Origin of the sequence: Castellaniella sp., from assembly GCF_034007085.1 — a bacterium.
Lineage (GTDB): Bacteria > Pseudomonadota > Gammaproteobacteria > Burkholderiales > Burkholderiaceae_B > Castellaniella.
In genome coordinates this window covers 1-22,766 of sequence record NZ_JAVERO010000028.1, presented here as the reverse complement: position 1 = coordinate 22,766, position 22,766 = coordinate 1, and the positions used below count along the sequence as shown (strand labels likewise).

At 64.6% G+C, this 22,766-nt stretch carries 19 protein-coding genes, 1 tRNA gene and 1 pseudogene; 8 read left to right on the top strand and 13 right to left on the bottom strand.

From position 1 onward, the window contains the following. Both RBR29_RS04540 and RBR29_RS04535 read left to right on the top strand, forming a co-directional pair. Positions 1-205: pseudogene (locus RBR29_RS04540) on the top strand (diaminopimelate decarboxylase); the annotation flags it as partial. Between the two features lie 84 nt (positions 206-289). Continuing rightward, positions 290-3,211, top strand: a complete 2,922-nt coding sequence (locus RBR29_RS04535) for an EAL domain-containing protein (RefSeq protein ID WP_320347683.1) — start codon at positions 290-292, stop codon at positions 3,209-3,211. A gap of 9 nt (positions 3,212-3,220) precedes the next feature. Here RBR29_RS04535 and ccsB read toward each other — a convergent pair whose 3' ends face one another. The 3 genes from ccsB to RBR29_RS04520 form a co-directional block, all read right to left on the bottom strand. Beyond that, complete coding sequence (gene ccsB, locus RBR29_RS04530; RefSeq protein ID WP_320347681.1) at positions 3,221-4,582, bottom strand: c-type cytochrome biogenesis protein CcsB; 1,362 nt, start codon at positions 4,580-4,582, stop codon at positions 3,221-3,223. Then, a complete protein-coding gene (locus RBR29_RS04525) occupies positions 4,572-6,563 on the bottom strand; it encodes a cytochrome c biogenesis protein ResB (protein WP_320347685.1) in 1,992 nt (663 codons plus the stop codon). The genes ccsB and RBR29_RS04525 overlap by 11 nt, the downstream gene beginning before the upstream one ends. A gap of 247 nt (positions 6,564-6,810) precedes the next feature. After that, positions 6,811-7,500, bottom strand: coding sequence for a c-type cytochrome (locus RBR29_RS04520; protein ID WP_320347679.1), 690 nt, complete (start codon positions 7,498-7,500; stop codon positions 6,811-6,813). Between the two features lie 152 nt (positions 7,501-7,652). Here RBR29_RS04520 and yihA point away from each other — a divergent pair, with 152 nt between their 5' ends. Then, positions 7,653-8,276, top strand: coding sequence for a ribosome biogenesis GTP-binding protein YihA/YsxC (yihA, locus tag RBR29_RS04515; protein ID WP_320347677.1), 624 nt, complete (start codon positions 7,653-7,655; stop codon positions 8,274-8,276). A gap of 68 nt (positions 8,277-8,344) precedes the next feature. Beyond that, the gene (gene hemB, locus RBR29_RS04510; RefSeq protein WP_320347675.1) at positions 8,345-9,361 is read left to right on the top strand and encodes a porphobilinogen synthase; all 1,017 of its coding nucleotides are present in this window, start codon (positions 8,345-8,347) and stop codon (positions 9,359-9,361) included. A 69-nt stretch (positions 9,362-9,430) separates the two neighbouring features. Here hemB and RBR29_RS04505 read toward each other — a convergent pair whose 3' ends face one another. The 7 genes from RBR29_RS04505 to petA form a co-directional block, all read right to left on the bottom strand. After that, complete coding sequence (locus RBR29_RS04505) at positions 9,431-10,921, bottom strand: diguanylate cyclase (protein WP_320347674.1); 1,491 nt, start codon at positions 10,919-10,921, stop codon at positions 9,431-9,433. A gap of 248 nt (positions 10,922-11,169) precedes the next feature. After that, positions 11,170-11,245, bottom strand: a tRNA-Thr gene (locus RBR29_RS04500). A 33-nt stretch (positions 11,246-11,278) separates the two neighbouring features. Then, on the bottom strand, positions 11,279-11,716 hold the full coding sequence (locus RBR29_RS04495; protein WP_320347672.1) for a ClpXP protease specificity-enhancing factor: 438 nt from the start codon (positions 11,714-11,716) through the stop codon (positions 11,279-11,281). A 2-nt stretch (positions 11,717-11,718) separates the two neighbouring features. Beyond that, positions 11,719-12,327 (bottom strand): glutathione S-transferase N-terminal domain-containing protein, encoded by a 609-nt coding sequence (locus RBR29_RS04490; RefSeq protein WP_320347670.1) that lies wholly within the window; start codon positions 12,325-12,327, stop codon positions 11,719-11,721. 135 nt (positions 12,328-12,462) lie between these two features. Then, positions 12,463-13,311, bottom strand: a complete 849-nt coding sequence (locus tag RBR29_RS04485) for a cytochrome c1 (RefSeq protein ID WP_320347668.1) — start codon at positions 13,309-13,311, stop codon at positions 12,463-12,465. Between the two features lie 31 nt (positions 13,312-13,342). Continuing rightward, positions 13,343-14,728 carry a cytochrome bc complex cytochrome b subunit gene (locus RBR29_RS04480; RefSeq protein ID WP_320347666.1) on the bottom strand — a complete coding sequence of 462 codons (1,386 nt, stop codon included), beginning with the start codon at positions 14,726-14,728 and terminating at the stop codon, positions 13,343-13,345. A 47-nt stretch (positions 14,729-14,775) separates the two neighbouring features. Next, complete coding sequence (petA, locus tag RBR29_RS04475) at positions 14,776-15,420, bottom strand: ubiquinol-cytochrome c reductase iron-sulfur subunit (protein ID WP_320347664.1); 645 nt, start codon at positions 15,418-15,420, stop codon at positions 14,776-14,778. Between the two features lie 147 nt (positions 15,421-15,567). Here petA and mscL point away from each other — a divergent pair, with 147 nt between their 5' ends. Then, entirely contained in the window at positions 15,568-16,020 is a 453-nt protein-coding gene (mscL, locus tag RBR29_RS04470) for a large conductance mechanosensitive channel protein MscL (RefSeq protein ID WP_320347662.1), read from the top strand. A gap of 8 nt (positions 16,021-16,028) precedes the next feature. On the opposite strand, the gene RBR29_RS04465 is transcribed toward mscL, so the two are convergent. Continuing rightward, complete coding sequence (locus RBR29_RS04465) at positions 16,029-16,808, bottom strand: Nif3-like dinuclear metal center hexameric protein (protein WP_320347660.1); 780 nt, start codon at positions 16,806-16,808, stop codon at positions 16,029-16,031. Positions 16,809-16,834: 26 nt separating this feature from the next. On the opposite strand from RBR29_RS04465, the gene RBR29_RS04460 reads away from it, so the two are divergent. From RBR29_RS04460 to RBR29_RS04450, 3 genes are all read left to right on the top strand, one after another. Further along, positions 16,835-18,001 carry a trypsin-like peptidase domain-containing protein gene (locus RBR29_RS04460; protein ID WP_320347658.1) on the top strand — a complete coding sequence of 389 codons (1,167 nt, stop codon included), beginning with the start codon at positions 16,835-16,837 and terminating at the stop codon, positions 17,999-18,001. A gap of 91 nt (positions 18,002-18,092) precedes the next feature. Then, complete coding sequence (locus RBR29_RS04455; protein WP_320347656.1) at positions 18,093-19,445, top strand: esterase-like activity of phytase family protein; 1,353 nt, start codon at positions 18,093-18,095, stop codon at positions 19,443-19,445. 4 nt (positions 19,446-19,449) lie between these two features. After that, positions 19,450-21,489, top strand: coding sequence for a PhoX family phosphatase (locus RBR29_RS04450; RefSeq protein ID WP_320347654.1), 2,040 nt, complete (start codon positions 19,450-19,452; stop codon positions 21,487-21,489). Between the two features lie 33 nt (positions 21,490-21,522). Here RBR29_RS04450 and thpR read toward each other — a convergent pair whose 3' ends face one another. Together thpR and RBR29_RS04440 are read right to left on the bottom strand one after the other, a co-directional pair. Continuing rightward, positions 21,523-22,113 carry an RNA 2',3'-cyclic phosphodiesterase gene (gene thpR, locus RBR29_RS04445; protein ID WP_320347652.1) on the bottom strand — a complete coding sequence of 197 codons (591 nt, stop codon included), beginning with the start codon at positions 22,111-22,113 and terminating at the stop codon, positions 21,523-21,525. Then, positions 22,110-22,766, bottom strand: a 657-nt coding sequence (locus tag RBR29_RS04440; protein WP_320347650.1) for an NAD-binding protein, incomplete at its 5' end; no start/stop codon positions are given. The genes thpR and RBR29_RS04440, both read right to left, overlap by 4 nt.

Sequence of the window (22,766 nt, the reverse complement as noted above, 5' to 3'; positions counted from 1 at the left end):
ACGTGGCCGCGCACTGCCCCTGGAACAAGGCGACCTGCTGGCCATCCTGTCCGCAGGCGCCTATGCCTTCTCCATGTCCAGCCAATACAATACACGCCCCCGCGCCGCCGAGGTCCTGGTCGACGGACAGGATTCCTGGCTGGTCCGCCCCCGCGAAACGATCCAGGAACTCTACGCCCAGGAGCGCATCCCCCACCGCCCCTAAACTTCTTACCCTGCCAGACGTCAATGCCCCATAGCCCCGGCTTGTGCGTCGCGAAACCGGCCTGTTGTCTCTTTCCCTCGTTTCATGGCAATCAAGACGCTTCTCTCTCGTTCGACCAGCCAGTCCCCCCGCTCCACCGCTGGACGCATCTGGTCATTCATTCTGTATGTCGGCATCCCGATCCTGATCGGCCTGGGGCTGGCCGCATCACTGCTGCTGGAACCCCATTACACCCCAGCCTCCGGCCAGCCGTTGACGGCCCGCTTTCTGCACCCTGATGCCGGACTCGATCCGGTCCGGGCGCTGGAACAACTCCAACAACGCCCCACCCGGCTGACCGAGGCCGCCCCCGCTGGCCCGGCCTGGCTGCTGGCCGACCTGCCCGACCGCTCGAATCATCCCCCGGCCGACCGCTGGGCCCTGCTGCTGCCCGTTCATCCGGCAGTCCCCCCCGAGTGCTGGCTGGTCCAGCCCGGCGACGAGTCCGCTGCGCGCCTGGAGGCGCTCACGATCCACAGCGGCCTGCTCGGCCAGCAGATGCGCTTGCCGAACGCTTCGACGGCGAACCAGGCCCTGTGCCGGCTGGAACTGCCCTTGCCCGCCCGGCTTGCCATCGAGCGCTGGCAGCGCCACGAACTGTCCGCCACGACCACGCACACCGCCCAGGCCATCGGCCTGCTGGAAGGCGGCCTGCTGACACTGGCCGCCTTCCTGCTCATCATTGCCCTGACCATGGGCGAACGGCCCTACACGGTGATGGCCTGCTGGATACTCTGCAACCTGCGCCTGGGTGCCTGGGTCCTGGGCTGGGATCACCAGTTCCTGGGTATGCTCATCCCGCCCGATGTGCTGGCCTGGGTCCGCAAGCTGACCGTCCTGGTCTACTACATCCTGACGGTCCAGCTGTTCACCAATCTGTTCCAGCCCAGCCTGGATGCCGCCGTGACGCGCCGCCTGCGCCTGGTCAGCCGATGGAGCGCCATCTGCCTGTTGCTGGCGCTGCTGGTGCTGTCCTACGATTGGCTCCGGCTCACGGCCTTTCTCGCCACCTGGCTGGCGACAGCACTGGTCACGGTCACGCTGGTTCATGGCCTGTTCCGCTTCAATACCCGCAAGCAGTTCTGGCATACGGCCGGCGTCGGCCTGGCCCTGACGGTCCTGCTGGCAGGCCTGATCCTGATCGGACTGGGACGCGCCGACCTGATCGCCCCGTTTCCGGGCGCGGCAGCGCTGCTGCTCAGCAACCTGCTGATCGCCCTGGCAACCGCCGACAAGATCCGCGAAGACCGCCAGACCCGGCTGCGTCAGCGCAACGATCTGATCGCCCGCGACACGCTCACCCCGCTGGGCCTGTTCACACTTGGCGCGACCCGGCATTTCGAGCACCTCAACCCGAACGCGCGCGACATCCTCGATATCCCCCACGACCTGGACCTGCATGCGCTCGCCTGGAGCGACTTTTTCCCCCAAGTCGACTGGTTGGAGGTTGCCGTGGCCACGGAACAGGGTCGTGACACCGAAATCCAGCGCATCCAGGCGGCGCCCAATGCGCCGGCCCGCAATTTCCTGCTGCGCGCCACCCTGGTGGGCAGCCGTATCGAGGGTTCCCTGCAGGACATCAGCGCCCGGGCCGAAACCATCCGCAAGCTGCGCCTGATGGCCGACAACGATCCCCTGACCGACACGCTCAACCGCCGCGGCATCGAAAAAGCGATGCAGCAGGCCATCGAAACCCTGCAGCAATCCGACACCCCCTGCGCCCTGGCCTTCCTGGATCTGGATCATCTCAAGCGCGTCAACGACCTGTTTGGCCATTCGACCGGCGATACGCTGCTGCAGATGGTCTGCGAACGTCTGAAATACTCGCTGTCCGACAACCAGTCCCTGGGACGCATCGGCAATGACGAATTCATCATCCTGTTTCCGGGGATGCGGGCCAGCGAGGCCCGTCGCACGGCCCAGGACATGATCGAAAGCCTGAACGGCTCGGCCCTGTACATCGGCGAACGGGCCTTCCAGCTCAAGAGCGCCCTGGGGTTGATCGACATCGACCGCAGCATGACCCCGAAGGACGCCATCGCCGCCGCCAGCCGCGCCTGCCGGGACGCCCGCAAGCAGCACCAGGACGTCGTGCTGTACGAGGAAAACGCCCACGAACTGTTCGACCACATCGACGAACTGCATCTGTTCGAACAACTGGAAAGCACCGGCACATCCGAGGACGTTTTCCTGGAGATGCAGCCCATCATGTCGCTGCGCCATCCCTTGCGCACCCTCAACTTCGAGGCGTTGCTGCGGGTGCGCAGCACCGGTTCGCGCCCACTCCAGACCGGCAAACTCATCCAGGCCGCAGAAGACAGCGGCATGGTGGCCACCATCGACCGCTGGGTGTTCACGACACTGCTCGACTGGATGTCCAGGCATCACCTGAAACTCGGCCAGACACGCCAGGTCAATGTGAATCTCAGCGGGGTCTCGCTGAACGACGACCGCTTCATCGACATCCTGTTCGGCATCCTGAACCAGCAGCCGCAGTTCACCCGGCGCCTGTGCGTGGAAATCACCGAAGGCGTCGCCCTGCAGGATCTGGAACGCACCCGCCAGTTCATGCGGCGGCTGCAGCGCATGGGCGCCCGCGTGGCGCTGGATGACTTCGGCGCAGGCTACACCTCGTTTTCCTATCTCAAGGAACTGCCGGCCGACATGATCAAGATCGACGGTTCCCTGATCCGCGACATGCTGGCCAGCGAGACCAACATCGCCATCGTCAACAGCATCGTGGATCTGGCCCACAACCTGGGCATGGAGTGCATCGCCGAATGGGTCGAGGACGTCGCCACCCTGCGTGCGCTGACCGACATGGGCGTGGATTACGTCCAGGGCTACATTATTTCGGGATCGCGCCCACCGCTGGAAATCCTGGCCTGCGACAACATCCTGCCACTGGTCGCAGACCCCGCCGCCCGCGCCTACATCGAGGAAATCAGCGGGCGGCGCCTGACATAGCGCGCGGGCTCAGAGTTCGCCGTACGAGTGCAGGCCCGACAGGAACATGTTGACGCCCAGGAAGGCAAAGCTGGTCACCAGCAGGCCCGCCAGCGCCCAGTAGGCCGACATGGCGCCGCGCAGGCCCTTGATCAGGCGCATGTGCAGCCAGGCGGCATAGTTCAGCCAGACGATCAACGCCCAGGTTTCCTTAGGGTCCCATTGCCAGTAGGTGCCCCAGGCATCGGCCGCCCACAACGCTCCCAGGATCGTGGCCACGGTGAAAAAGGCAAAGCCCACCGCAATGGCCCGATACATGATGTCGTCCAGGATTTCCAGCGAAGGCAGCCGGCGGGCGATCGGCGAGCGGAAGGCCAGGATCGTGCCCACGATCAGTGCACCGATGCCGAAATACAGCATCCAGGTCGCCGACAGTTCGCGCGAACCGAAAATCAGCGGTTCGGCGCACAGGACCGCCCCCAGGAAAAACACCGGCAGCAGCGGCTTCCAGGTACGGGTCTCGCCGTGGGACTTGACCAGATAGGCAAAGCCCACCATGGCCGCCAGGCTGAAGGTGCCGTAGCCGATGAAGTTCGCCGGCACGTGCAGTTTCATCCACCAGCTCTTCAGGGCGGGGACCAGCGGCTGGATCTGGTAGGCGTCCCGGGTAAAGGAATACCACAGCAGGAACACCACCAGCGAACTGATGACCAGCAGCACGAACCCCCCCAGGGCGCGCGTGGCATAGCGGCGTTCGTAATACAGGTAGAACAGCGCCGTGATCAGGCACAGCAGGACGAAGACCTCGTACAGATTACTGACGGGAATGTGGCCGATATCCGGGCCCAGCAGATGGCCTTCGCGCCAGCGCACCAGCAGCCCGGTCACCCCGGCGTAGACCGCCGCCCAGGTCAGCACCGTGCCCAGCCAGGCGGCCGTGCGGCTGGCGAAACCAATCCAGTAACAGACCGTCGCCAAGGCAAACAGGGCGCACATCCACAGAATGGCCGACTGAGATGAAATCAGGTATTTCAGCAGGAATACGCTCTCGGCCCGCGACAGATCGCCTTGCAGCAGCACGCCAGTGGGGCTGTAGAGCCAGATCGCCAGCAGCGCCGTCAGGCCGGTGGCCACCATCAGGGTGCGCAGCGGGCGCCACAGCCAGCCCATCCAGCTGAACAGCCCAACCGAACCGATCAGGATCAGTTTTTCGTAGTCATCCATGAACGCGCTGTATTCCGTCAGCACATGGCCAGCGCCCGCCGCAAGCAGCAGGAAAAACGCGAAATCGGTCCAGTCGGGCCGCCCCCGGCGACCCCGGCGGTCGCCGCTGGCATTCATGGCCTGGGGCCAGGCAGCCGCAGTCCGCGCGGCGATGGAATCAGACGTCATGATCATGTCCTCCGGACAGGCGGCGCAGGGCATCCCGCAGCCGTTCGAATTCGTGGTTGAAATCCAGGGTCCGCCGCTGGGTCGTCATGGCCGCCAGCCAGGCGCTGCCCCCGTCCTGCGGCCGGATCCACACCCAGACGCGGCGTTCGCGGATGTAGAACATCGAGAACACGCCAAGCACCAGCAACAGGCAGCCAATGTAGACGATGGTCTTGCCGGGGCTGCGCGCAACCTGGAAGACACTGGCCTGGACCTGATCGAAGCCGGTCAGCTGCAAAGCCACAGGGGCAGGATAATCCGGCAGTGTCGCCAGCGCCAGCACGGCCAGGCGCATCCACTGAAGTTCGCGTTCCACATCCGGCCCCTGGCGATCGAACGCCGGCAGGCCATTGCGGGCACGCGCCAGGTCGCGCAGTTCGGTCAGGCTGAGCTGAATCATGGGCACGGCAAAATTCAGGATCTTTTCACGTTGATCGACCGGCGCGGCATCGACGATGCCATTGAATCCGTCGCGCGCGAACGTGCGCAAAGCCCCGCGCGCGGCCTGGAACATCAGTTCGCGCTGTTCGCCCTCGGGTGCATTGCGATCCGCGAACCGCCGCGCAGCCTGGTCGCGCAACCCGGCATCATCGAGCGCAGCGCGCAACTGCATGAATTCATCCATGGTCCCCTGCCCATCGACCGGGACGCGCAAATAGCGATACGGCTGCGATTCGTTGTCGCGCACGCCCAGCAGGAACACCGGCGCATCATCGATCTGCACCGGCAGCAGGTACTGATTGAATTCGTGCGCCTGGCCATCGGCGCCAATCAGCCGGTACTGCACGCTGGGGCCGACATTGCGCAGGCCATCGTTGCGCGGCCGCGCCGCGCTGCCGGTCACGGCCGCCACGTGCTCGATCACATCGGCCGGCTGCGGATCCTGGCCATCGCCCATGTTCTCGACGTTGATCACGCGCAGACCAGTGTAATCCACTATCAGGCCGCCCAGGCTGGCCGGCAGTCTGGATTCGCGCCCGACCATCCCGGAAATTTCCACCGGCAGCGCGCTCGGGCCGCGCAGCGGCCAGGCCTTCAGCCGCAGGCTGCTGCCCCCGTCATCGAAACTGGACTGGTAGACCGTGACGCCCCGATAGCGCAGCGGCTCGTTCACCTGAATCGTGCGATCGAAAGTTGCACCGGTCACCAGATCGGTCACCGTCACATCGCTGCGAAAATCGCTGGGCATGCCCGTTTCGTAGTAATCGATGTGGAATTTATTGAGCTTCAACGTGAAAGGCAGGGGTTGCAGCAAAACCCCCTGGCCCACCGTCACGATGCCCACGCTGCTCTGCTTGCCATCGGGCACCAGCATATTGGCCCGGAAGCTGGGATTGCGCGCCGACAGCCGCCCGGACTCGGGCACTTCGGAAATCAGCATATTGCCCGTCACCGGCTGCTTGTCGAGCAACCAGGTCTGCAACCGCACCGGCAGTTCGCTGTCCAGCAACCCACCCAGGCAGATCACGACAATGGCCACATGCGCGAAAAGATAGCCCAGGCGGTTGGCTGCGCCTTTTTTGGCGGCCACCATGCGGCTGTCGCCATCCTCTCGCACCCGATAACGGAAGCCCTGGGACTGCAGCAGCGCGCCCACTTCGACACAGGCCTGGTCAGGCGTCCAGGCGCTGCCGAGTTCGACGCGATGGTGAAAGGCCTTGAGGCTGGAGCCGCGCACGTATTCCCGGAACGACCGCATGTCGCGCAGCATCTTGGGCGCGTTGCGCAACACGCACAAGGTCGTCGACACCACCAGGAAGGCCATGATGAGCAGGAACCACACGCTGTTGTAGACGTGCCAGATGGCAAAACGGTCGAAGACCGCGAACCAGAACGGACCGAACTGGTCGATATAGCTGTTGGCCCCCTGGTTCTGGGGCAGTACGGTGCCAATCAGGCTGGCCACGCAGATGAACACCAGCAGGCTGATGGCAAAGCGCATCGAACCCAGGAGTTCGATGAGATCAGCGCCCAAGGCACGAGAACGGGAAGAAGACACCACGGCGACCCAGAGGTAAAAAAACAGGGGGTGCGCTCGCGCGTGCCCCCTCGATCCAAATCTTTTAAGTTTTAACAATACACCCGCACGCGCCGGAACCCCTCCAAGACCCTGAACGCGACCGGGAAATCGCCGAAAACATCCGAATCGGCCCTCGCTTGCCGCGTTCGACCGATCCGGGCGTTTTTTCCTAGCGCAGACCGGCCGCGTAATCGGCAACGGCCGCCAGATCCGCGTCGTTCATGCGATCGGCGATGTCATGCATGACGTCGTTGGCCCGATCGCCCGAACGGAAGAGCTTGAGCTGGTCCAGCAGGTATCCGGGATGCTGGCCGGCCAAGCGCGGATATTCTGCCGGCAGGCCAGCGCCATTGGCCGAATGGCAGGCCGCACAGGCCGGAACCTGGCGACTGGCGATGCCGGCGCGCCAGATGGTCTGGCCACGGTCCATCGAGGATTCGTTCGTGGCCGTGCCGGCCTTGTCCCAGTCCATTTTCTGTTGCGACAGGTACAGCGCCACGTTCTGGATGTCCTGGGGCGTCAGGGTAGGGGCAATGGCCGACATGACGGACGGCGCGCCGTCGGCGCCGGTGCGCACGGCAGGCTTGCCACCCTGGGGCGTGAGGTCGCGCAGCTGCTTGGCGATGTATTCATGCGGCATCGCAGCCAGATTGGGATTCATGGGGATGGTGCTGTTGCCGCCTTCACCATGACAGGTGATACAGGCCAGCACGCCACGCGAAAGATCGCCATTGACGAACAACTGCTCGCCCGCCTTGGCGTCGGGCTGAGCCGCATCTGCGGCATGAGCGAGGCCGGGCAAGGCGCCGGCGAGAATCAGGCTGCCGGCCATGAACACACTGGAAAGCGCACGCTTCATGAGATCCTCGGTGGTGATTCGTTCGCGACGCCGGAGGCCGGCGCCTGAAAGGACCGGCATCTTATCCGCCCGGGACACACGATGCGCGGCAACGTTCAACGCGAAATTATACAATAGGCTTCACATCGCCCCCTTGTCGAGCCTGCATCCTCGTGTCTTTACTCCATCGCGCCCGGTTCACGGTGTCCGCCGCCCGGCTGGACCAGCTGCCTGCACCGACCACGGCCGAGGTCTGTTTCGTCGGCCGGTCCAATTCCGGCAAGTCCTCGGCCATCAATGTCCTGGCCAATCAGCGGCGGCTCGCCTTTTCCAGCAAGACACCCGGCCGCACTCGCTTGATCAACCTGTTCGGCATCCCCGACCCGCTCACGCCGGACGCCTGGCTCGGCTTTCTGGTGGACCTGCCCGGCTACGGCTACGCTGCGGTAGACCGTGCGGCCCGGGACGAATGGGCCGAAGTCCTGGGCGGATACCTGCACGAACGCCCCAGCCTGGCCGGCGTGGTGCTGCTGATCGATATCCGCCGCGGCGTCACCGACCTGGACCGTCGTCTGGCCCGCTGGATCGCCCTGCGCGGCCTGCCGACCCTGGCCCTGCTGACCAAGGCCGACAAACTGCCCTACGGCCAGCGCATCCAGGCCGCTGCCCGCGCACGCAAGGACCTGGCCGACATCGGCACGCTGACCGCCCTGCCTTTTTCCGCCACCCATCGCATCGGCCTGGACGAGGCCACCGCCCATATCGAAAACTGGATCTCGCCCCAGGCCGTGCCCTGAACCCGCACCCGCCTGCCATCCAACTCCCTCTCGTCTCCACATCCGATCAGTGTTTCACGGAGTCCCGCATGACCGCATTCCTGCCCCCCGCCGATTTCCCCACCATGCGCCTGCGCCGCAACCGGCGCGATGATTTTTCCCGCCGCCTGGTACGCGAAACCACACTGTCGACCGATGATTTGATCTACCCCGTGTTCGTCTGCGAAGGCCGCGATGTGCACGACCCGGTTGCCTCGATGCCGGATGTGGCGCGGCAATCCCCCGACGCCTTGCTGCGCACGGCCGAACAATGCCTGGAACTGGGCATTCCGGTGCTGGCCCTGTTTCCGCACATCGATCCGTCCCTGAAAACACCGGACGGCCTGGAGGCCGCCAACCCGGACGGCCTGATCCCGCGCACCGTGGCCCTGCTGAAATCGAATTTCCCCGAACTGGGTGTGCTGACCGACGTGGCCCTGGACCCCTACACCAGCCATGGCCAGGATGGCCTGATCGACGCGGACGGCCAGTTGCTGAACGAGCCCACGGTGGCCATGCTGGTGCGCCAGGCCCTGACCCATGCCCAGGCAGGTGCCGATATCGTCGCCCCCAGCGACATGATGGACGGACGCATCGGCGCCGTGCGCCAGGCGCTGGACGCCCAGGACCGCATCCACACCCGCATCATGGCCTATTCGGCCAAGTACGCCAGCGCCTTCTATGGCCCTTTCCGCGACGCAGTGGGCTCCGCCGCCAACCTGGGGGCGTCCAACAAAGCCACCTACCAGATGGACCCCGCCAATCGCCTGGAGGCCCTGCGCGAAGTCGCGGCTGACATCCGCGAGGGCGCCGACATGGTGATGGTCAAGCCCGGCCTGCCCTATCTGGATGTATTGCGTGAGGTCAAGGATGCCTTTGGCATGCCCACCTACGCCTACCAGGTCAGCGGCGAATACGCCATGATCAAGGCGGCGGCTGCCCATGGCTGGCTGGACCACGACAAAGTCATGATGGAATCCCTGCTGGCCTTCAAACGCGCTGGCGGCGACGGCATCCTGACCTATTTCGCGATCGCCGCAGCCCAGATCCTGCGCGCACGGGGCTGAATCCAGCGGCCGGGCCCGGCACGCACCAGCCCCATTCGCCGGCACGAATGGCAGAACTGATCCCCGCGTTCAGGCAGACTGTCGCAGCTGGGATGGATCACCCGAAGTGCTGGCGGCCTCGGCGCCGTGGACGCAATAACGGTTGCGGCCCTGGCGCTTGGCCCGGTAAAGCGCCTGATCAGCCTGCAACAACAGTTGGTCCAGGTCGGCCGACTGGCCCTGCCGATGATGCACCACCCCGATGCTGACCGTGATCCGCAAGGGTTCGTCGCTGTCGTGGTAAAGCTGGATCTGGCCCACACAGACCCTGAGCCGTTCCGCAACCTCTGCCGTTTCCACCAGTGAACAGTTGGGCAGCACGAGACCGAACTCCTCGCCACCCAGCCGTCCGAACAGATCCTCGGGACGGATGGCCTCGCGAATGATGCGCGTGAACTCGCACAGCACATTGTCCCCGGCCGCATGGCCATGGCGGTCATTGAGCTGCTTGAAATGATCGATGTCCAGCATCATCAGCCCATTGCCGTACGGGGCGGGCGGAATCCGCTGGAGATATTCCTGGGCGCCCCGCATGAACGCCGGACGGGACAGGGCCTGTGTCAGATCGTCGTGATCCAGGGCGCGGTTCAGGGATGTGATCAGATCACTGCGCGCGGCCAGTGCGCTGGACACGAGCAACGGCACGGCCACCAGCAGCAGGATCCCCATCTGCAGTGACACCCGCCCCCAGGCGGACAGGAGCAGCAGATTGTCCGGTACCCGAGCCCAGCCGGCATCGAACCCGAACAGAATACACAGGGCCGACAACAGCCCCAGCCAGGCCGCCGTCCGTTGCTGACAGGCATACGCGCCGTACAACAGGGCCGCAAACGGCAGCAGCAGGGCGCCGGGCCCGCCCAGCAGAAAACACGACAGCAGACTGATCGCCAGCAGGAGCCCAGGTATCCACGCGGACCAGTCCCCCAGATGGCGCAGCGAAATGCGATCCCGCAGGCGGCGATCGAGTCCAGGCAGCGTCCCACCCGGCAGCAACAGGACGGGTAGCAGAAAGATGCCATAGCCCAGCCACTGGCCCAGTACACCGCTGATGATGGTTTCCAGAGGCACTGCAGCAAAATCCGCCTCGGCATGCGCGAACCGGCCGAACACCACGGTGACCGCAGATGCCGCCAGACCGGCCAGCAGCATCCGGACGACAGCCCGGGGCGCGCGCAGATTATCCAACGGCCAGAACCGCGCCAGGATCCACCAGGCAAGCCTGATCCCCGCCAGATCTGCCAGGCTGTCGATCACCGCCCAGGAAAGCGCCACGCCCAGGCTCAGGTGTGCCAGGAACAGTCCGGCACCCAGCAACCCCCACGACAGTATGCGAAGCGGCCCCCCGCGCCGCAGCAACAGCCCCACCAGCACCGCATTCGCAGGCCACACCAGCGAGCGGGCAAAAGCCGGCAGGGCCAACTGGCTGGCCAGCACCAGCAGGAACGCGGCAAGCGCGACCCACATCGCCTGAACGATCGGCCGGGAAAAGGCCGAATCGAGTGAAATAGTCTGTTGATTCATCGTCCACATGCTGTCCGGATGCCATCCGGATGCCGCCCGCCGGATCGCTATGTAGGCATCGCCATAACCACCAGCGCAAATGTAGCTCCGCATGTTAACCTGTTTCCAGTGCAGTGAATACCACATTTGTAATATTCAGTCCGGCAGACAAAGGGCAGCATCGGTTGAAACTGATCCACTTCGTCGGAATCATCAGCGAAAAACGCCGCCCCCTGTTTCCAGGGGCGGCGTTTGCGCAGATATCGAAATGGTGCCGGCTAGAGGAGTCGAACCCCCGACCTTCTCATTACAAGTGAGCTGCTCTACCAACTGAGCTAAGCCGGCCAAGGATCGTCATTCTACAGGACTCAGGCGCCCTTATTTGACGATCTTCAGATGAGATGGCCTGGGCGTGTCCGGGCCACCATCTGGCGAAACCGACACATCAGGCGCCGGTGCGTGCGGCGGCTTCGGGTCATCGTCGCCGCCGGGATACGGGCGCGAGGCCACGACCTCGAATCCCATGCCGGCACCGGTTTCCCGGGCATACACCGCCGAGACCGCCCCCACAGGGATGTACAGGTGTTCCACCACACCATTGAAACGGGACTCGAATTCGATGTATTCATTGCCCAGCGTCAGGCGATTGGTGGCCAGATGGCTGATGTTCAATGTGATCTGGCCGTCATGGACATGTGCGGGCGGCACCACGGTGTTTTCATCGACGGTGACGACCAGGTAGGGAGTATAGCCATTGTCCGTGCACCATTCATGCAGTGCACGGATCAGATACGGCTTGGTCGAGGATTCCTGCATGTTCAGCGACGCATGACCTTTTCAGACGGGGTGAGGGCCTCGATATAGGCCGGGCGCGAAAACAGCCGCTCGGCGTACTTCTGGATCGGGGCGGCGCTCTTGGGCAGTTCGATGCCGTAATGGCCCAGGCGCCACAACAGCGGGGCGACGGCGACATCCAGCATGGAGAATTCTTCGCCCAGCATGTACTTGTTCTTGACCAGCAGGGGGGCCAGCTGGGCCAGTCGATCACGGATATTGGCGCGCGCCGCATCGCGTGTTTTTTCGTCGGTCACGCTGCGGTTTTCCAGCGTGGACACATGCACGAACAGTTCCTTTTCAAAGTTGTACAGGAACAGTCGGGTGCGGGCCCGCATGATCGGATCAGCCGGCATCAGTTGCGGATGCGGGAAACGTTCGTCGATGTATTCATTGATGATATTCGACTCGTACAGAACCAGATCGCGCTCGACCAGAATGGGTACCTGGCCGTAGGGATTCATCACCGCGATGTCTTCGGGCTTGTTGTACAAGTCGATATCGCGAATTTCGAAATCCATGCCCTTTTCAAACAGCACGAAGCGGCAGCGTTGCGAGAAGGGGCAGGTCGTCCCGGAATAGAGCACCATCATGTCGTGGGTTCCAATGCAAAAAAAGACGAAGAACACGCAGGGGCCTGAAAGCGCAAGCCAGGCGTCGCAACGCCTGGCTGGCATCCCGGCCCCTGCGGCCGGAGAGTCATGATCCCCGTGGGGAGTGGCCGACCGTTAACGGACGTGCTTCCAGTATGCCGCATTCATGCGGATGGCGACAAACAGGAACAGGAACAGGAACAACATCACCCAGACACCGATCTGCTTGCGCACCAGTTGGCCGGGTTCCGCCATCCAGCCCAGGAAATTGCTGAGGTCGGCCACGTCGCTCTCGAATTTGCTGAAGGCCTTGGGGTCGGCGGATTCGAAGCGCGTGACGCGTGTGGCCTCGCCCGTATAGTCCTGCAGGGTCTCGGTCTTGACGGTCGGAATACCCGCCGCATCGTAGACTGTGGTGGTGCGTTCCCAATGCGCATTGCCCTGGTCATCGGTGACCTGATGGACCTCGATGTCGGTAAAGCTGCGCGGGCCTTCGAGTTCCCAGAGCGCGTTGGGCATGCCGACGCTGGGGAAAACGACGTTGTTCCAGCCGGTCTTCTTGGTCGTGTCTCGGTAGAAAGTGCGCAGATACGTGTAGATGTAGTCTACGCCGGACGGACCGAAAGACGTGTTCTTGGCGCGGGCAATCACGGACAGATCCGGCGGCGCGGCGCCAAACCATTTCTTTGCGTCTTCCGGAGTCATGGAGATCGTCATCAGATCACCGACCTTTTCGCTGGTGAAGAGCAGGTTTTTCTTGATGTCGTCTTCCGACAGGCCCAGATCCATGAGCTTGTTGTAGCGCATGGAATTGGCACTGTGGCAGTTCAGGCAGTAGTTGACGAACAGTTTGGCGCCATTTTGCAAGGCCGCCAGGTCAGTGATGCGGTCAGGGGCACGGTCCAGATGGACGCCGCCTTCGGCGGCGAACGTCAGCGTGCAGGTCAAGGACAGGGCCAGGACACCGAGCAGTTTTTTCAGCATGATCTTTCCATGACAGTCAGTGGTTCGGCCTTCAGTGGGCCCGGAAGGTGACGCGGTCGGGAACCTGCTTGAAGGTGCCCAAGCGGCTCCAGACGGGCATCGCCAGGAAGAACGCCAGGTAGATGACCGTACCGATCTGCCCCACGACCGTAGCGACCGGCGAGACCGGCTGCGTGCCCAGCCAGCCCAGGATCAGGAAGTCGACGATGAAAATCGCGTACAGGACTTTATGCCAACCGGGACGGTAGCGGATCGACTTGACCGGGGACTGGTCCAACCACGGCAGGAAGAACAGAATGACGACCGAGCCGCCCATGGACACCACACCCCAGAACTTGGCGTCCAGGACCTTCATCAGGACGGCGACCAGGATCAGGATGCCGGGCACGGCCAGGCGCCAGACGCCCGAGAGCCGGCCCTTGGCGAACAGCACCACGGCGGCCAGCAAAGCGCCGGCAGCCATCACCCAGGTGAAATCACTGGTCGTGGCGCGCAGCATGGTGTAGAACGGCGTGAAATACCAGACCGGCGCGATGTGCAGCGGCGTCTTCAGGGGGTCGGCCGGCAGGAAGTTGTTGTATTCCAGGAAATAGCCGCCCATTTCGGGACCGAAGAAGATGATCGCGGCGAACACGATCAGGAAACCCGCCACGCCGACCACATCATGCACCGAGTAGTAGGGGTGGAACGGGATGCCGTCCACGGGGCGGCCGTACTTGTCCTTGGGCCCTTGCTTGATCTCGACGCCATCGGGGTTGTTCGAACCCACTTCGTGCAGCGCAATGATATGCGCCACGACCAGGCCGATCAGCACCAGCGGGATGGCAATCACGTGGAAGGCGAAGAACCGGTTCAGGGTCGCATCGGACACGACGTAGTCGCCGCGGATGAACAGGGCCAGATCCGGACCGATGAAGGGGATGGCCGAAAACAGGTTCACAATCACCTGGGCGCCCCAGTAGGACATCTGGCCCCAGGGCAGCAGGTAGCCGAAGAAGGCCTCGCCCATCAGGCACAGGAAGATGCCCACGCCAAAGACCCAGACCAGTTCGCGGGGCTTGCGGTAGGAACCATAGAACAGGCCGCGCAGCATGTGCAGATAGACCACGACGAAGAACATCGAGGCGCCGGTGGAATGCATGTAGCGGATGAACCAGCCGCCCGGGACCTCGCGCATGATGTATTCGACGGACTCGAAGGCGAACCGCGCGTCGGGCTTGTAGTTCATCACCAGGAAAATCCCGGTGACGATCTGGATCACCAGCACCAGCAGCGCCAGCGAACCAAAGAAGTACCAGAAGTTGAAGTTCTTCGGAGCATAGTATTCGGACATGTGCTCCTTGAACATTTTGGTCAGCGGGAAGCGGTGGTCCACCCAGCCCAGCAACCCGGTCGTCTCGACGTTTTTATCGGCCATGGAAGGCTCCTAATTCAATATCGCAAAAGGATGGGCGCAAGCGTCCATCAGGCCTGGTTGTCTTCGTCGACGCCGATGGTGATGCGAGTGCCATCGGCGGAAAAGACATAGGGCGGAATTTCGAGATTGTCTGGGGCCGGCTTGTTGGCGAACACCCGGCCGGCCAGGTCGAAGGTCGAGCCGTGACAGGGGCAGAACCACCCGCCGGGCCAGTCGCTGGGCAAGCCGGGCTGGGCGCCAGGCTGGAAATACGCGGTCGGCGAGCAGCCCAGGTGGGTGCAGATGCCGATGCAGACGAAATATTCGGGCTTGCGGGAGCGGTAGACGTTTTTGGCCCATTCAGGCGTGAAGCCGGGGCGGTCGGAATTGGGGTCGGCAAGTTCGGCGTCGTGCTTGGACAGGGCGTCGACTTCGGCCTGGGTGCGGCGCAGGATCCAGACCGGTTTGCCGCGCCATTCGACGGTCAGCATCTGGCCTTCGGCCAGACCGGAAATATCGGCCTCGACCGGCGCGCCGGCCGCCCGGGCCTTTTCGGAGGGGGCGAACGAACCGACAAAGGGTACGGCCGTGGCCACGCCCGCAGCCCCACCCAGCGTACAGGCCGATGCGACCCAGAAGCGGCGCGAAGGATCGGAGGGCAGGTTCGGGTCGACTGCGCCCTGCTCGTCGGACTGTGTCGGATGCTGACTCATTCTGTTATCCCTGGTTGCCGCCCGAGGGCGGAGCGTTGTGTACATGATGCCCGTGCGCGGGACTGCGCACCCGCGGCCCCACAAGGATCTTCAACCGCGTATTATAGCGTTACGCCCTGAAGGGTAAATGGATGGAGGAACAGCAAAATGAGCGCAACCAGGGGTTTCATCAAAGAATTCCGAGAATTCGCCATCAAAGGCAACATGATGGACCTGGCCATCGGGGTCATTATCGGGGGCGCCTTTGGCAAGATCATCGACTCGGTCGTCGCCGATCTGTTCATGCCGCTGATCAATTTCGTCCTTGGCGGTGACGTCAATTTCGACAATCTGTTCTGGGTGTTGCGCCTGCCCGAAGGCTATGCCGGCGCCATGACAATGGCCGAACTGAGCAAGGCCGGCGCAGTCGTGTTCGCCTGGGGCCATTTTCTGACCATTTTCGTCAACTTCCTGCTGCTGGCCCTGGTGGTCTTCATGCTGGTGAAACTGGTGAACAACGCCCGGCGCCGCTTCGAGACCGAACCGGCCCCCGAAGCGCCCCCGGCCACGCCCGAAGACGTCCTGCTGCTGCGCGAGATCCGCGACGCCCTGAAAAAATAGGCCTGGCCCTACACCGGGTTGTCGATGTCGACGAATTCGCAGGGCACGCCGAAACGCGCCTCGATGGCCGCGCCCAGCGCCCGGACCCCATACCGCTCCGTCGCATGATGGCCGGCGCTGATGTAGGCCGCGCCCGTCTCGCGGGCCAGATGCACGGTGGGCTCGGAAATTTCACCACTGACGTAACAATCCGCGCCCGCCGCCAAGGCGGCGTCCATCATGCCCTGGGCAGCGCCCGTGCACCAGGCCAGCCGCCGCACGCGGCGCCCGGGGTCGCCGATGACCAGTGGTTCGCGGCCCAGCCGGCAGGCCAGATCGGCGGCCAGTGCGCCGACCGTCGATTCCTGGGCAGGTGCGCCCAACCAGACCAGGTCATCCGGCCCGCAGCGCCGGGGCGCACCATCGGGGCGGACGTCCGGCACCCAGCCCATGAGCCTCGCCAACTGGGCATTGTTGCCCCATTCCAGGTGGGCATCCAGGGGCAGGTGGTAGGCAAACAGGTTGATCTCGCGTGCCATCAGGGTCGACAGACGGCGATGCTTGGGGCCGCAAATGCAGGGGTCCTCGTTCTTCCAGAACCAGCCGTGATGCACCAGGATGGCGTCCGCATCGCGTGCCACAGCCGCATCGATCAGGGCCTGAGAAGCCGTCACGCCAGTGACGATGCGACGGATTTCATCGCGCCCCTGAACCTGCAGCCCATTCGGACAATAATCTCGAAAATGTTCCGGCTGCAGCGCATCGCTCAGCCAGTCCGCCAGATCCTGGCGGGAAATTCTGACGCTCATGAATGTGCCTTTGTGCGAGTCATTCCATGTCCATTAAACGATTGTGGCTGATTTTTGCCCAGACCGTCACGGCCTGTCTGGGGGTCCTGTTCCTGGTGGCCACCCTGCGGCCACACTGGCTGCCGGGCGGCTCGCAGAGCGCGGGGCCCGCGCCGGCCGTCTCCGCACCCGCCGCCCATCCGGACGGCGCTGCGCCCTTCAGCTATGCCGCCGCCGTGGCGCGGGCCGCGCCGTCGGTGGTCAACATCTATACCACCAAGCACGTGGACGTGCCGCTGCTGACGCTGCCGGCCGACCCGCAACTGGAACGCTTCCTGCGCGGCCTGCCTGGGTTCACGCGGCGCGAGGCCGCCACCAGCCTGGGTTCGGGCGTAATCGTGCGGGCCGATGGCACGATCCTGACGAACTACCACGTGATCGAGGCCGCCGATGCCATCGAGGTCCGACTGCGCGACGGTCGCCAATCCGCTGCGAAACTGATCGGCGCCGATCCAGAAAGCGACCTGGCGGTGCTCAAGATCGATCTGCCCGACCTGCCCGTGATCACCTTCGACCCCACCCCATCGGTCCAGGTGGGCGACGTGGTGCTGGCGATCGGCAACCCGTTCGGGGTCGGCCAGACCACGACCCAGGGAATTGTGTCCGCCGTGGGGCGCAACCGTCTCGGGCTGAACACCTACGAAGATTTCATCCAGACCGATGCCGCCATCAATCCGGGCAATTCGGGCGGCGCCCTGATCGACGCACGCGGCGAACTGGTCGGGATCAACACCGCGATCTATTCCGAGACCGGAGGATCACTGGGGATCGGCTTCGCCATCCCGGCGGCAGCGGCCCACCACATTCTGGATGAGATCCTGGAACATGGCCGCGTGCGGCGCGGCTGGCTGGGCCTGGAACCCCAGGACATCACCCCCGACCTGGCGCAGGCCTTCGGGCTGCAGGATACACACGGCGCCATCGTCGCCCGCATCCTGCCCGGTGGCCCGGCGGCGCGCGCCGGAATCCGGGTCGGAGACGTCATCCGCTCGCTGGACGGCCAGCCTGTGGAAGACGCCTACGATCTGGTCAACCGGCTGGCGCCGCTGCCTGCGGATTCGACGACCCGGCTGGCGCTGTTGCGCCAGGGCCGCGCCCTGACGCTGGACGTCAAGGTCGGCATCCGCCCCCCGGCACGCCGGCCCGGCCGCTGAAGACCAGCACATGCACGGACAGCGACATATTCCTGTCATCTCCCTTGCCTAGACTGCGGGCTCCTCCCCTTGCTTCACAGGAAGAGCCCCCATGTCCTTGCTCCGCCTCTCCATTCTGGCCGCGCTGATCGGCTGCGCGCCCTGGACCGCCATGGCCCAACAGGCAGTGCCTGCCGTTCTGCAGGGCCATGCCGTGCTCCGGGCCGCCAGCTTCGTGGCGCCGCCCGCCGATGCACCCGCCGACCTGAAGGTCTCGGGCAAATACACCAGCGGGGTCCGGGTCGAGGCCCTGGGTTCGGTCATGGGCCGATCGGCCGAACGCCCCACCGGCATCGCCCTGCCGGTCACGGGCCAGGTCCGCCAGGGCCACTCGGGCGTCAAGGTCATGCCCGACGGCACTGTCTGGGTCCTGACCGACAATGGCTTTGGCAGCAAGGCGAATTCCATGGACGCCATGCTGTACCTGAACCGGTATCGCGTCGACTGGCAAGCCGGCACACTGGCGCCACAGGACACGGTATTCCTGCGCGACCCGGATCGGAAAATCCCCTTTCGCATCATCCATGAAGACAGCGCCGAACGCTACCTGACCGGTTCTGATCTGGACACCGAAAGCTTCCAGCCGATCGGCGAACATTTCTGGATCGGCGACGAATTCGGCCCCTACCTGCTGAAGACCGATCGCTCGGGCAAGGTATTGGCTCTGTTCGAGACCCAGATCGACGGCCGCATCGTCCGTTCACCCGATCACCACGCCGTCGCCACACCCGGCGCACCGGGCCAGACCTATCGGGACGTGACGCTCAAGCGCTCGAAGGGTTTCGAAGGCATGGCGGCATCCAGGGACGGCCAGTTCCTGTATCCACTGCTCGAAGGCCCCCTCTGGAATGAACAGACCCAGACCTGGGAACAGGTGGATGGTAAGACGGTCCTGCGTATCCTGGAATTCAGCGTGGCGGACGAGCGCTGGACCGGCCGGTATTGGCTCTATCCCCTGGAAGGCACAGAACACGCCATCGGCGATTTCAACATGATCGACACCACGACCGGCCTGGTGATCGAACGCGACAACGGCGAAGGCACTCCCGACAAGGCCTGCGCACCCGGTGCCGACACGCAAACCTGCTTCTCGAACCTGCCCCGCTTCAAGCGCGTCTACAAAATCGAATTCTCGGAAGCGAACGTGGGCAAGGCAGTCCGCAAACTGGCCTACGTGGACCTGCTCGCCATCCAGGATCCGGACCGCAAGGCACGCAAACCCCTGACGGACGGCGTGCTGCAGTTTCCGTTCTTCACCATCGAAAACGTCGATGTCGTGGACGCCGACCACATCATCGTCGGCAACGACAACAACTTCCCCTTTTCATCCAGCCGGGAACCGAACCGACAGGACGACAACGAATTCGTGCTGCTGCGGACCCCGGAACTGCTGCGGAGCCGCTGAAACCATGAAACATTTCGATCTCGACGACATCCCCGCCAATCCCTCGACGGCCGAATCCCTGGACCAGCTGCTGGCGCGCCTGGATGGCCGCCGCCGCTTTCTGAAGGGCGGATTGGGCCTGGGCGCCGTGAGCTTCCTGGGCGGGTTGCTGCCCGCTGCCCAGGCGCTGGCCGCCGACGCCGCAACCCGCCACCCGGCCACGCTGGGATTCAAGGCGGTCCCCATGAGCACGGCGGACACCGTGGTCGTGCCCGAAGGCTATGCCCATGCCGTGATCAACCGCTGGGGCGACCCGCTGGCCGCCGGCGCACCGGCCTTCAAGAGCGACGCAAGCGACGACAGCGCGGCGCAGGCCATGCAGTTTGGCTACAACCATGACGGCCTGCACTTCTTTCCCATCGACGGCCAGGACGGCGTATCGGGCAGCAGCACCGAGGGCCTGCTGGTGACCAACCACGAATACGTCACGCCCCACTATTTCTTCCCCAAAGGCGTGCAGCCCGGCGGGACCGGCTGGAATCTGGACTGGATCCGCAAGGCGCAGCACGCGCAGGGCGTCTCCGTCGTCCACATCCGCCTGGACGCGCAGGGCCGCTGGCAGCGGGTGCCTGATTCCCCCTACAACCGCATGATCCACGCCAACACCCCCATCCACATCACCGGCCCCGCCGCCGGCCACCCCCTGCTGCGCACACAGGCAGACCCCGGCGGGACCCAGGTGCTGGGGACGTTCGGCAACTGCGGCAACGGCTGGACGCCCTGGAACACCTACCTGACCTGCGAGGAAAATTTCACCGATTATTTCGGCACGGGCCGCCGCGCGCCCGAACAGGCGGACTATCCGAACGAGGACTACCGGCGGCACATGCAGCGCTACAAAGGCGGCAGCAAGGCGTCCGATCCTGAATACGCCTGGGATACGCACGACGTCCGCTTCGACTGGACGCAGGAACCCAATGAATACAACCGCCACGGCTGGGTCGTCGAAATCGACCCCTTTGACCCTTCGGCTGCGCCTCGCAAGCTGACGGCCCTGGGCCGCTTCAAGCACGAAAACGCCGCCCTGACGCTTGCCCAGGATGGCCGGGTGGTGGTCTACATGGGCGATGACCAGCGCAGCGAATACATCTACAAGTTCGTCTCGGAAGGCGCGTACCGGCCCGGCGCCGCCAGCAACCGGACTCTGCTGGAGCAAGGCACCCTGTACGCGGCGCGCTTTGACGCCGACGGCAAGGGCGCCTGGATCCCACTGACGCTGGACACGCTGGACACGCAAGGCCGCCGCCTGGGCGAGCGCTTCAACGAGAATCTGGGCGAACTGCTGATCCACACGCGCCAGGCCGCCGACGCCGTGGGCGCCACGCCCATGGACCGGCCAGAATGGATCGCCGTGCATCCACGCACCGGCGAAGCCTACGCGACCCTGACCAACAACACGGATCGCGGCAGCGACAAGGCGCGCTGGCCGGACGGCCCCAAGCACCCCGGCGCAGATGCCGCCAACCCGCGCGACAAGAACATCTACGGCCATATCGTGCGCTGGCGCGAAGCGGATCGGGACCCGCGCGGCACGGTGTTCGAATGGGATCTCTTCGCCCTGGCCGGCAATCCGACCCGCTACACGGACGGTGATCCGCGCCGGGGATCGGCCAACATCTCTGCTGACAATACCTTCAACAGCCCCGACGGCCTGGGCTTCGACGCCCAGGGCCGCCTGTGGGTCCTGACCGACGGCAACTACAAGAACCGCGGCGACTACGAAGGCCAGGGCAACAACCAGATGCTGGTCGCCGACCCGGTCTCGGGTGAACTGCGCCGGTTCCTGACCGGCCCGAAGGGCTGCGAGGTCACCGGCATCACCTGGACGCCGGACCAGCGCTTCGTCTTCGTCAACATCCAGCACCCGGGCGAAGGTCCGGATCTGGACGAAGCCCAGGCGGCGCCGCTTTCGGCCTCGTCCTGGCCGGATGGCCCGCAGGCGACACGGCCACGCCCCGCAACCGTCGTAATCTGGAAGAAGGACGGCGGCGTGATCGGCAGCTGACGGGGTCCCGCAATCCTGGACACCGCCCGCTGCTCAGGCGGTCCGCAACGAGCGCTCGGCCAGAATGTCGTAGCAAGACCCCTCCGGGCGCGGCGCCGAGGCGACCAGTACGCAGCGGCGCGGCGTCCAGTCCAGGGGTTCGGGCGGCGGCAGCGCATCCAGGTCGCCCGGCCCCGCACGCCGCAACAGCGATACATGCGGACGGAACGGCTCGGCCGGCCGGTCGAATCCCCGCCGCACCAGCGCCCGCCAGAGCCACCCATGCAGCGCGTTCAACCAGGGTGCCGGTGTCGTCGGGCCGGCCCAGACGATCCGGGGGCCCCGGAAGCGCCCATAGCGATCCAGGCGCAGCATGCCGCCCATCAGTGTCGCCTCGTCCAGCAGGGCCACCAGATCCGCGACCCGTTCATGAGGCACTGCGCCCAGAAAAGCCAAGGTCAAATGCAGCGTATCAGGCCGCATGACCCGCCCGCCGCACAGCGCATGGGCCCGGCGCGCCCAGCCGGACAGGATCTCGGCATCCTCGGCATCCGGCCACAGCGCAAAGAACAGGCGACGCCCGGGCGCTCCGTGTTCCGGCCCGGCAGCCACGGCTGCAGGCGTTCCGGCAGCCTGGGGCTTCATGCCGCCTCCGGCGCAGGCGCGGCCGCCGACTCCGCAGCGGAATCGCCCCCCTCGTGCAAGCCGATGATCGTCCAGCCGGCGACCGGCTGCAATTCCTGGTCCAGCGTGAATGGCTGCGCATAGCCTTTGGGACTCAGCGCGAACAGTGGCGTCACGGACTGGCCTGGCCGGGCAGCCAGGTATTGCGCAAAATCGAAACTGTCCGTCAAGCGGGTCGCCTTGATCCGTGCGCCTGCCACCAACAGGGCCGATAGTTTCCAGTAGCCCAGATCCGGGGCAAACAAGGTACGCCCGCGATACGCAGCATCCAGCAGATGCTTTTCTGACTGGCCGGCATCCCGTGACCGGGGCAGGCTGAAGACCCGGCGCTTGCCGAACTCGTCGCGGGCGCGCGCCGTGATCACTTGATTGGCCTCATCGCGCGCACCCAGGGCCAGCAACCGCCCCAGGCCCGTGGTGTCGAGATTACGCTGGGCATGTTCGGAGACCGGGTTGCCGTGGTAGGTGGGCAGGCCCATCATCCGGGCGCGCGACAGGCTGTACCAGTCACTGTCGCACAGCCGCACGGGCACCCCCTGCTCGTGCAGTGCCTGGCCCAGGGCCCGGGCGACGGGGTTCGCGCCAGCGATCAGGAACCCCACCCGGTCCGGTTC

Excerpts from the sequence above, each read along its gene's own strand:
- RBR29_RS04535 (WP_320347683.1), top strand. The coding sequence starts at position 290 with ATGGCAATCAAGACGCTTCTCTCTCGTTCGACCAGCCAGTCCCCCCGC.
- ccsB (WP_320347681.1), bottom strand. The coding sequence starts at position 4,582 with ATGACGTCTGATTCCATCGCCGCGCGGACTGCGGCTGCCTGGCCCCAG.
- RBR29_RS04525 (WP_320347685.1), bottom strand. The coding sequence starts at position 6,563 with ATGCGCTTTGCCATCAGCCTGCTGGTGTTCATCTGCGTGGCCAGCCTG.
- RBR29_RS04520 (WP_320347679.1), bottom strand. The coding sequence starts at position 7,500 with ATGAAGCGTGCGCTTTCCAGTGTGTTCATGGCCGGCAGCCTGATTCTC.
- hemB (WP_320347675.1), top strand. The coding sequence starts at position 8,345 with ATGACCGCATTCCTGCCCCCCGCCGATTTCCCCACCATGCGCCTGCGC.
- RBR29_RS04505 (WP_320347674.1), bottom strand. The coding sequence starts at position 10,921 with ATGAATCAACAGACTATTTCACTCGATTCGGCCTTTTCCCGGCCGATC.
- RBR29_RS04495 (WP_320347672.1), bottom strand. The coding sequence starts at position 11,716 with ATGCAGGAATCCTCGACCAAGCCGTATCTGATCCGTGCACTGCATGAA.
- RBR29_RS04490 (WP_320347670.1), bottom strand. The coding sequence starts at position 12,327 with ATGATGGTGCTCTATTCCGGGACGACCTGCCCCTTCTCGCAACGCTGC.
- RBR29_RS04485 (WP_320347668.1), bottom strand. The coding sequence starts at position 13,311 with ATGCTGAAAAAACTGCTCGGTGTCCTGGCCCTGTCCTTGACCTGCACG.
- RBR29_RS04480 (WP_320347666.1), bottom strand. The coding sequence starts at position 14,728 with ATGGCCGATAAAAACGTCGAGACGACCGGGTTGCTGGGCTGGGTGGAC.
- petA (WP_320347664.1), bottom strand. The coding sequence starts at position 15,420 with ATGAGTCAGCATCCGACACAGTCCGACGAGCAGGGCGCAGTCGACCCG.
- mscL (WP_320347662.1), top strand. The coding sequence starts at position 15,568 with ATGAGCGCAACCAGGGGTTTCATCAAAGAATTCCGAGAATTCGCCATC.
- RBR29_RS04465 (WP_320347660.1), bottom strand. The coding sequence starts at position 16,808 with ATGAGCGTCAGAATTTCCCGCCAGGATCTGGCGGACTGGCTGAGCGAT.
- RBR29_RS04460 (WP_320347658.1), top strand. The coding sequence starts at position 16,835 with ATGTCCATTAAACGATTGTGGCTGATTTTTGCCCAGACCGTCACGGCC.
- RBR29_RS04455 (WP_320347656.1), top strand. The coding sequence starts at position 18,093 with ATGTCCTTGCTCCGCCTCTCCATTCTGGCCGCGCTGATCGGCTGCGCG.
- RBR29_RS04450 (WP_320347654.1), top strand. The coding sequence starts at position 19,450 with ATGAAACATTTCGATCTCGACGACATCCCCGCCAATCCCTCGACGGCC.
- thpR (WP_320347652.1), bottom strand. The coding sequence starts at position 22,113 with ATGAAGCCCCAGGCTGCCGGAACGCCTGCAGCCGTGGCTGCCGGGCCG.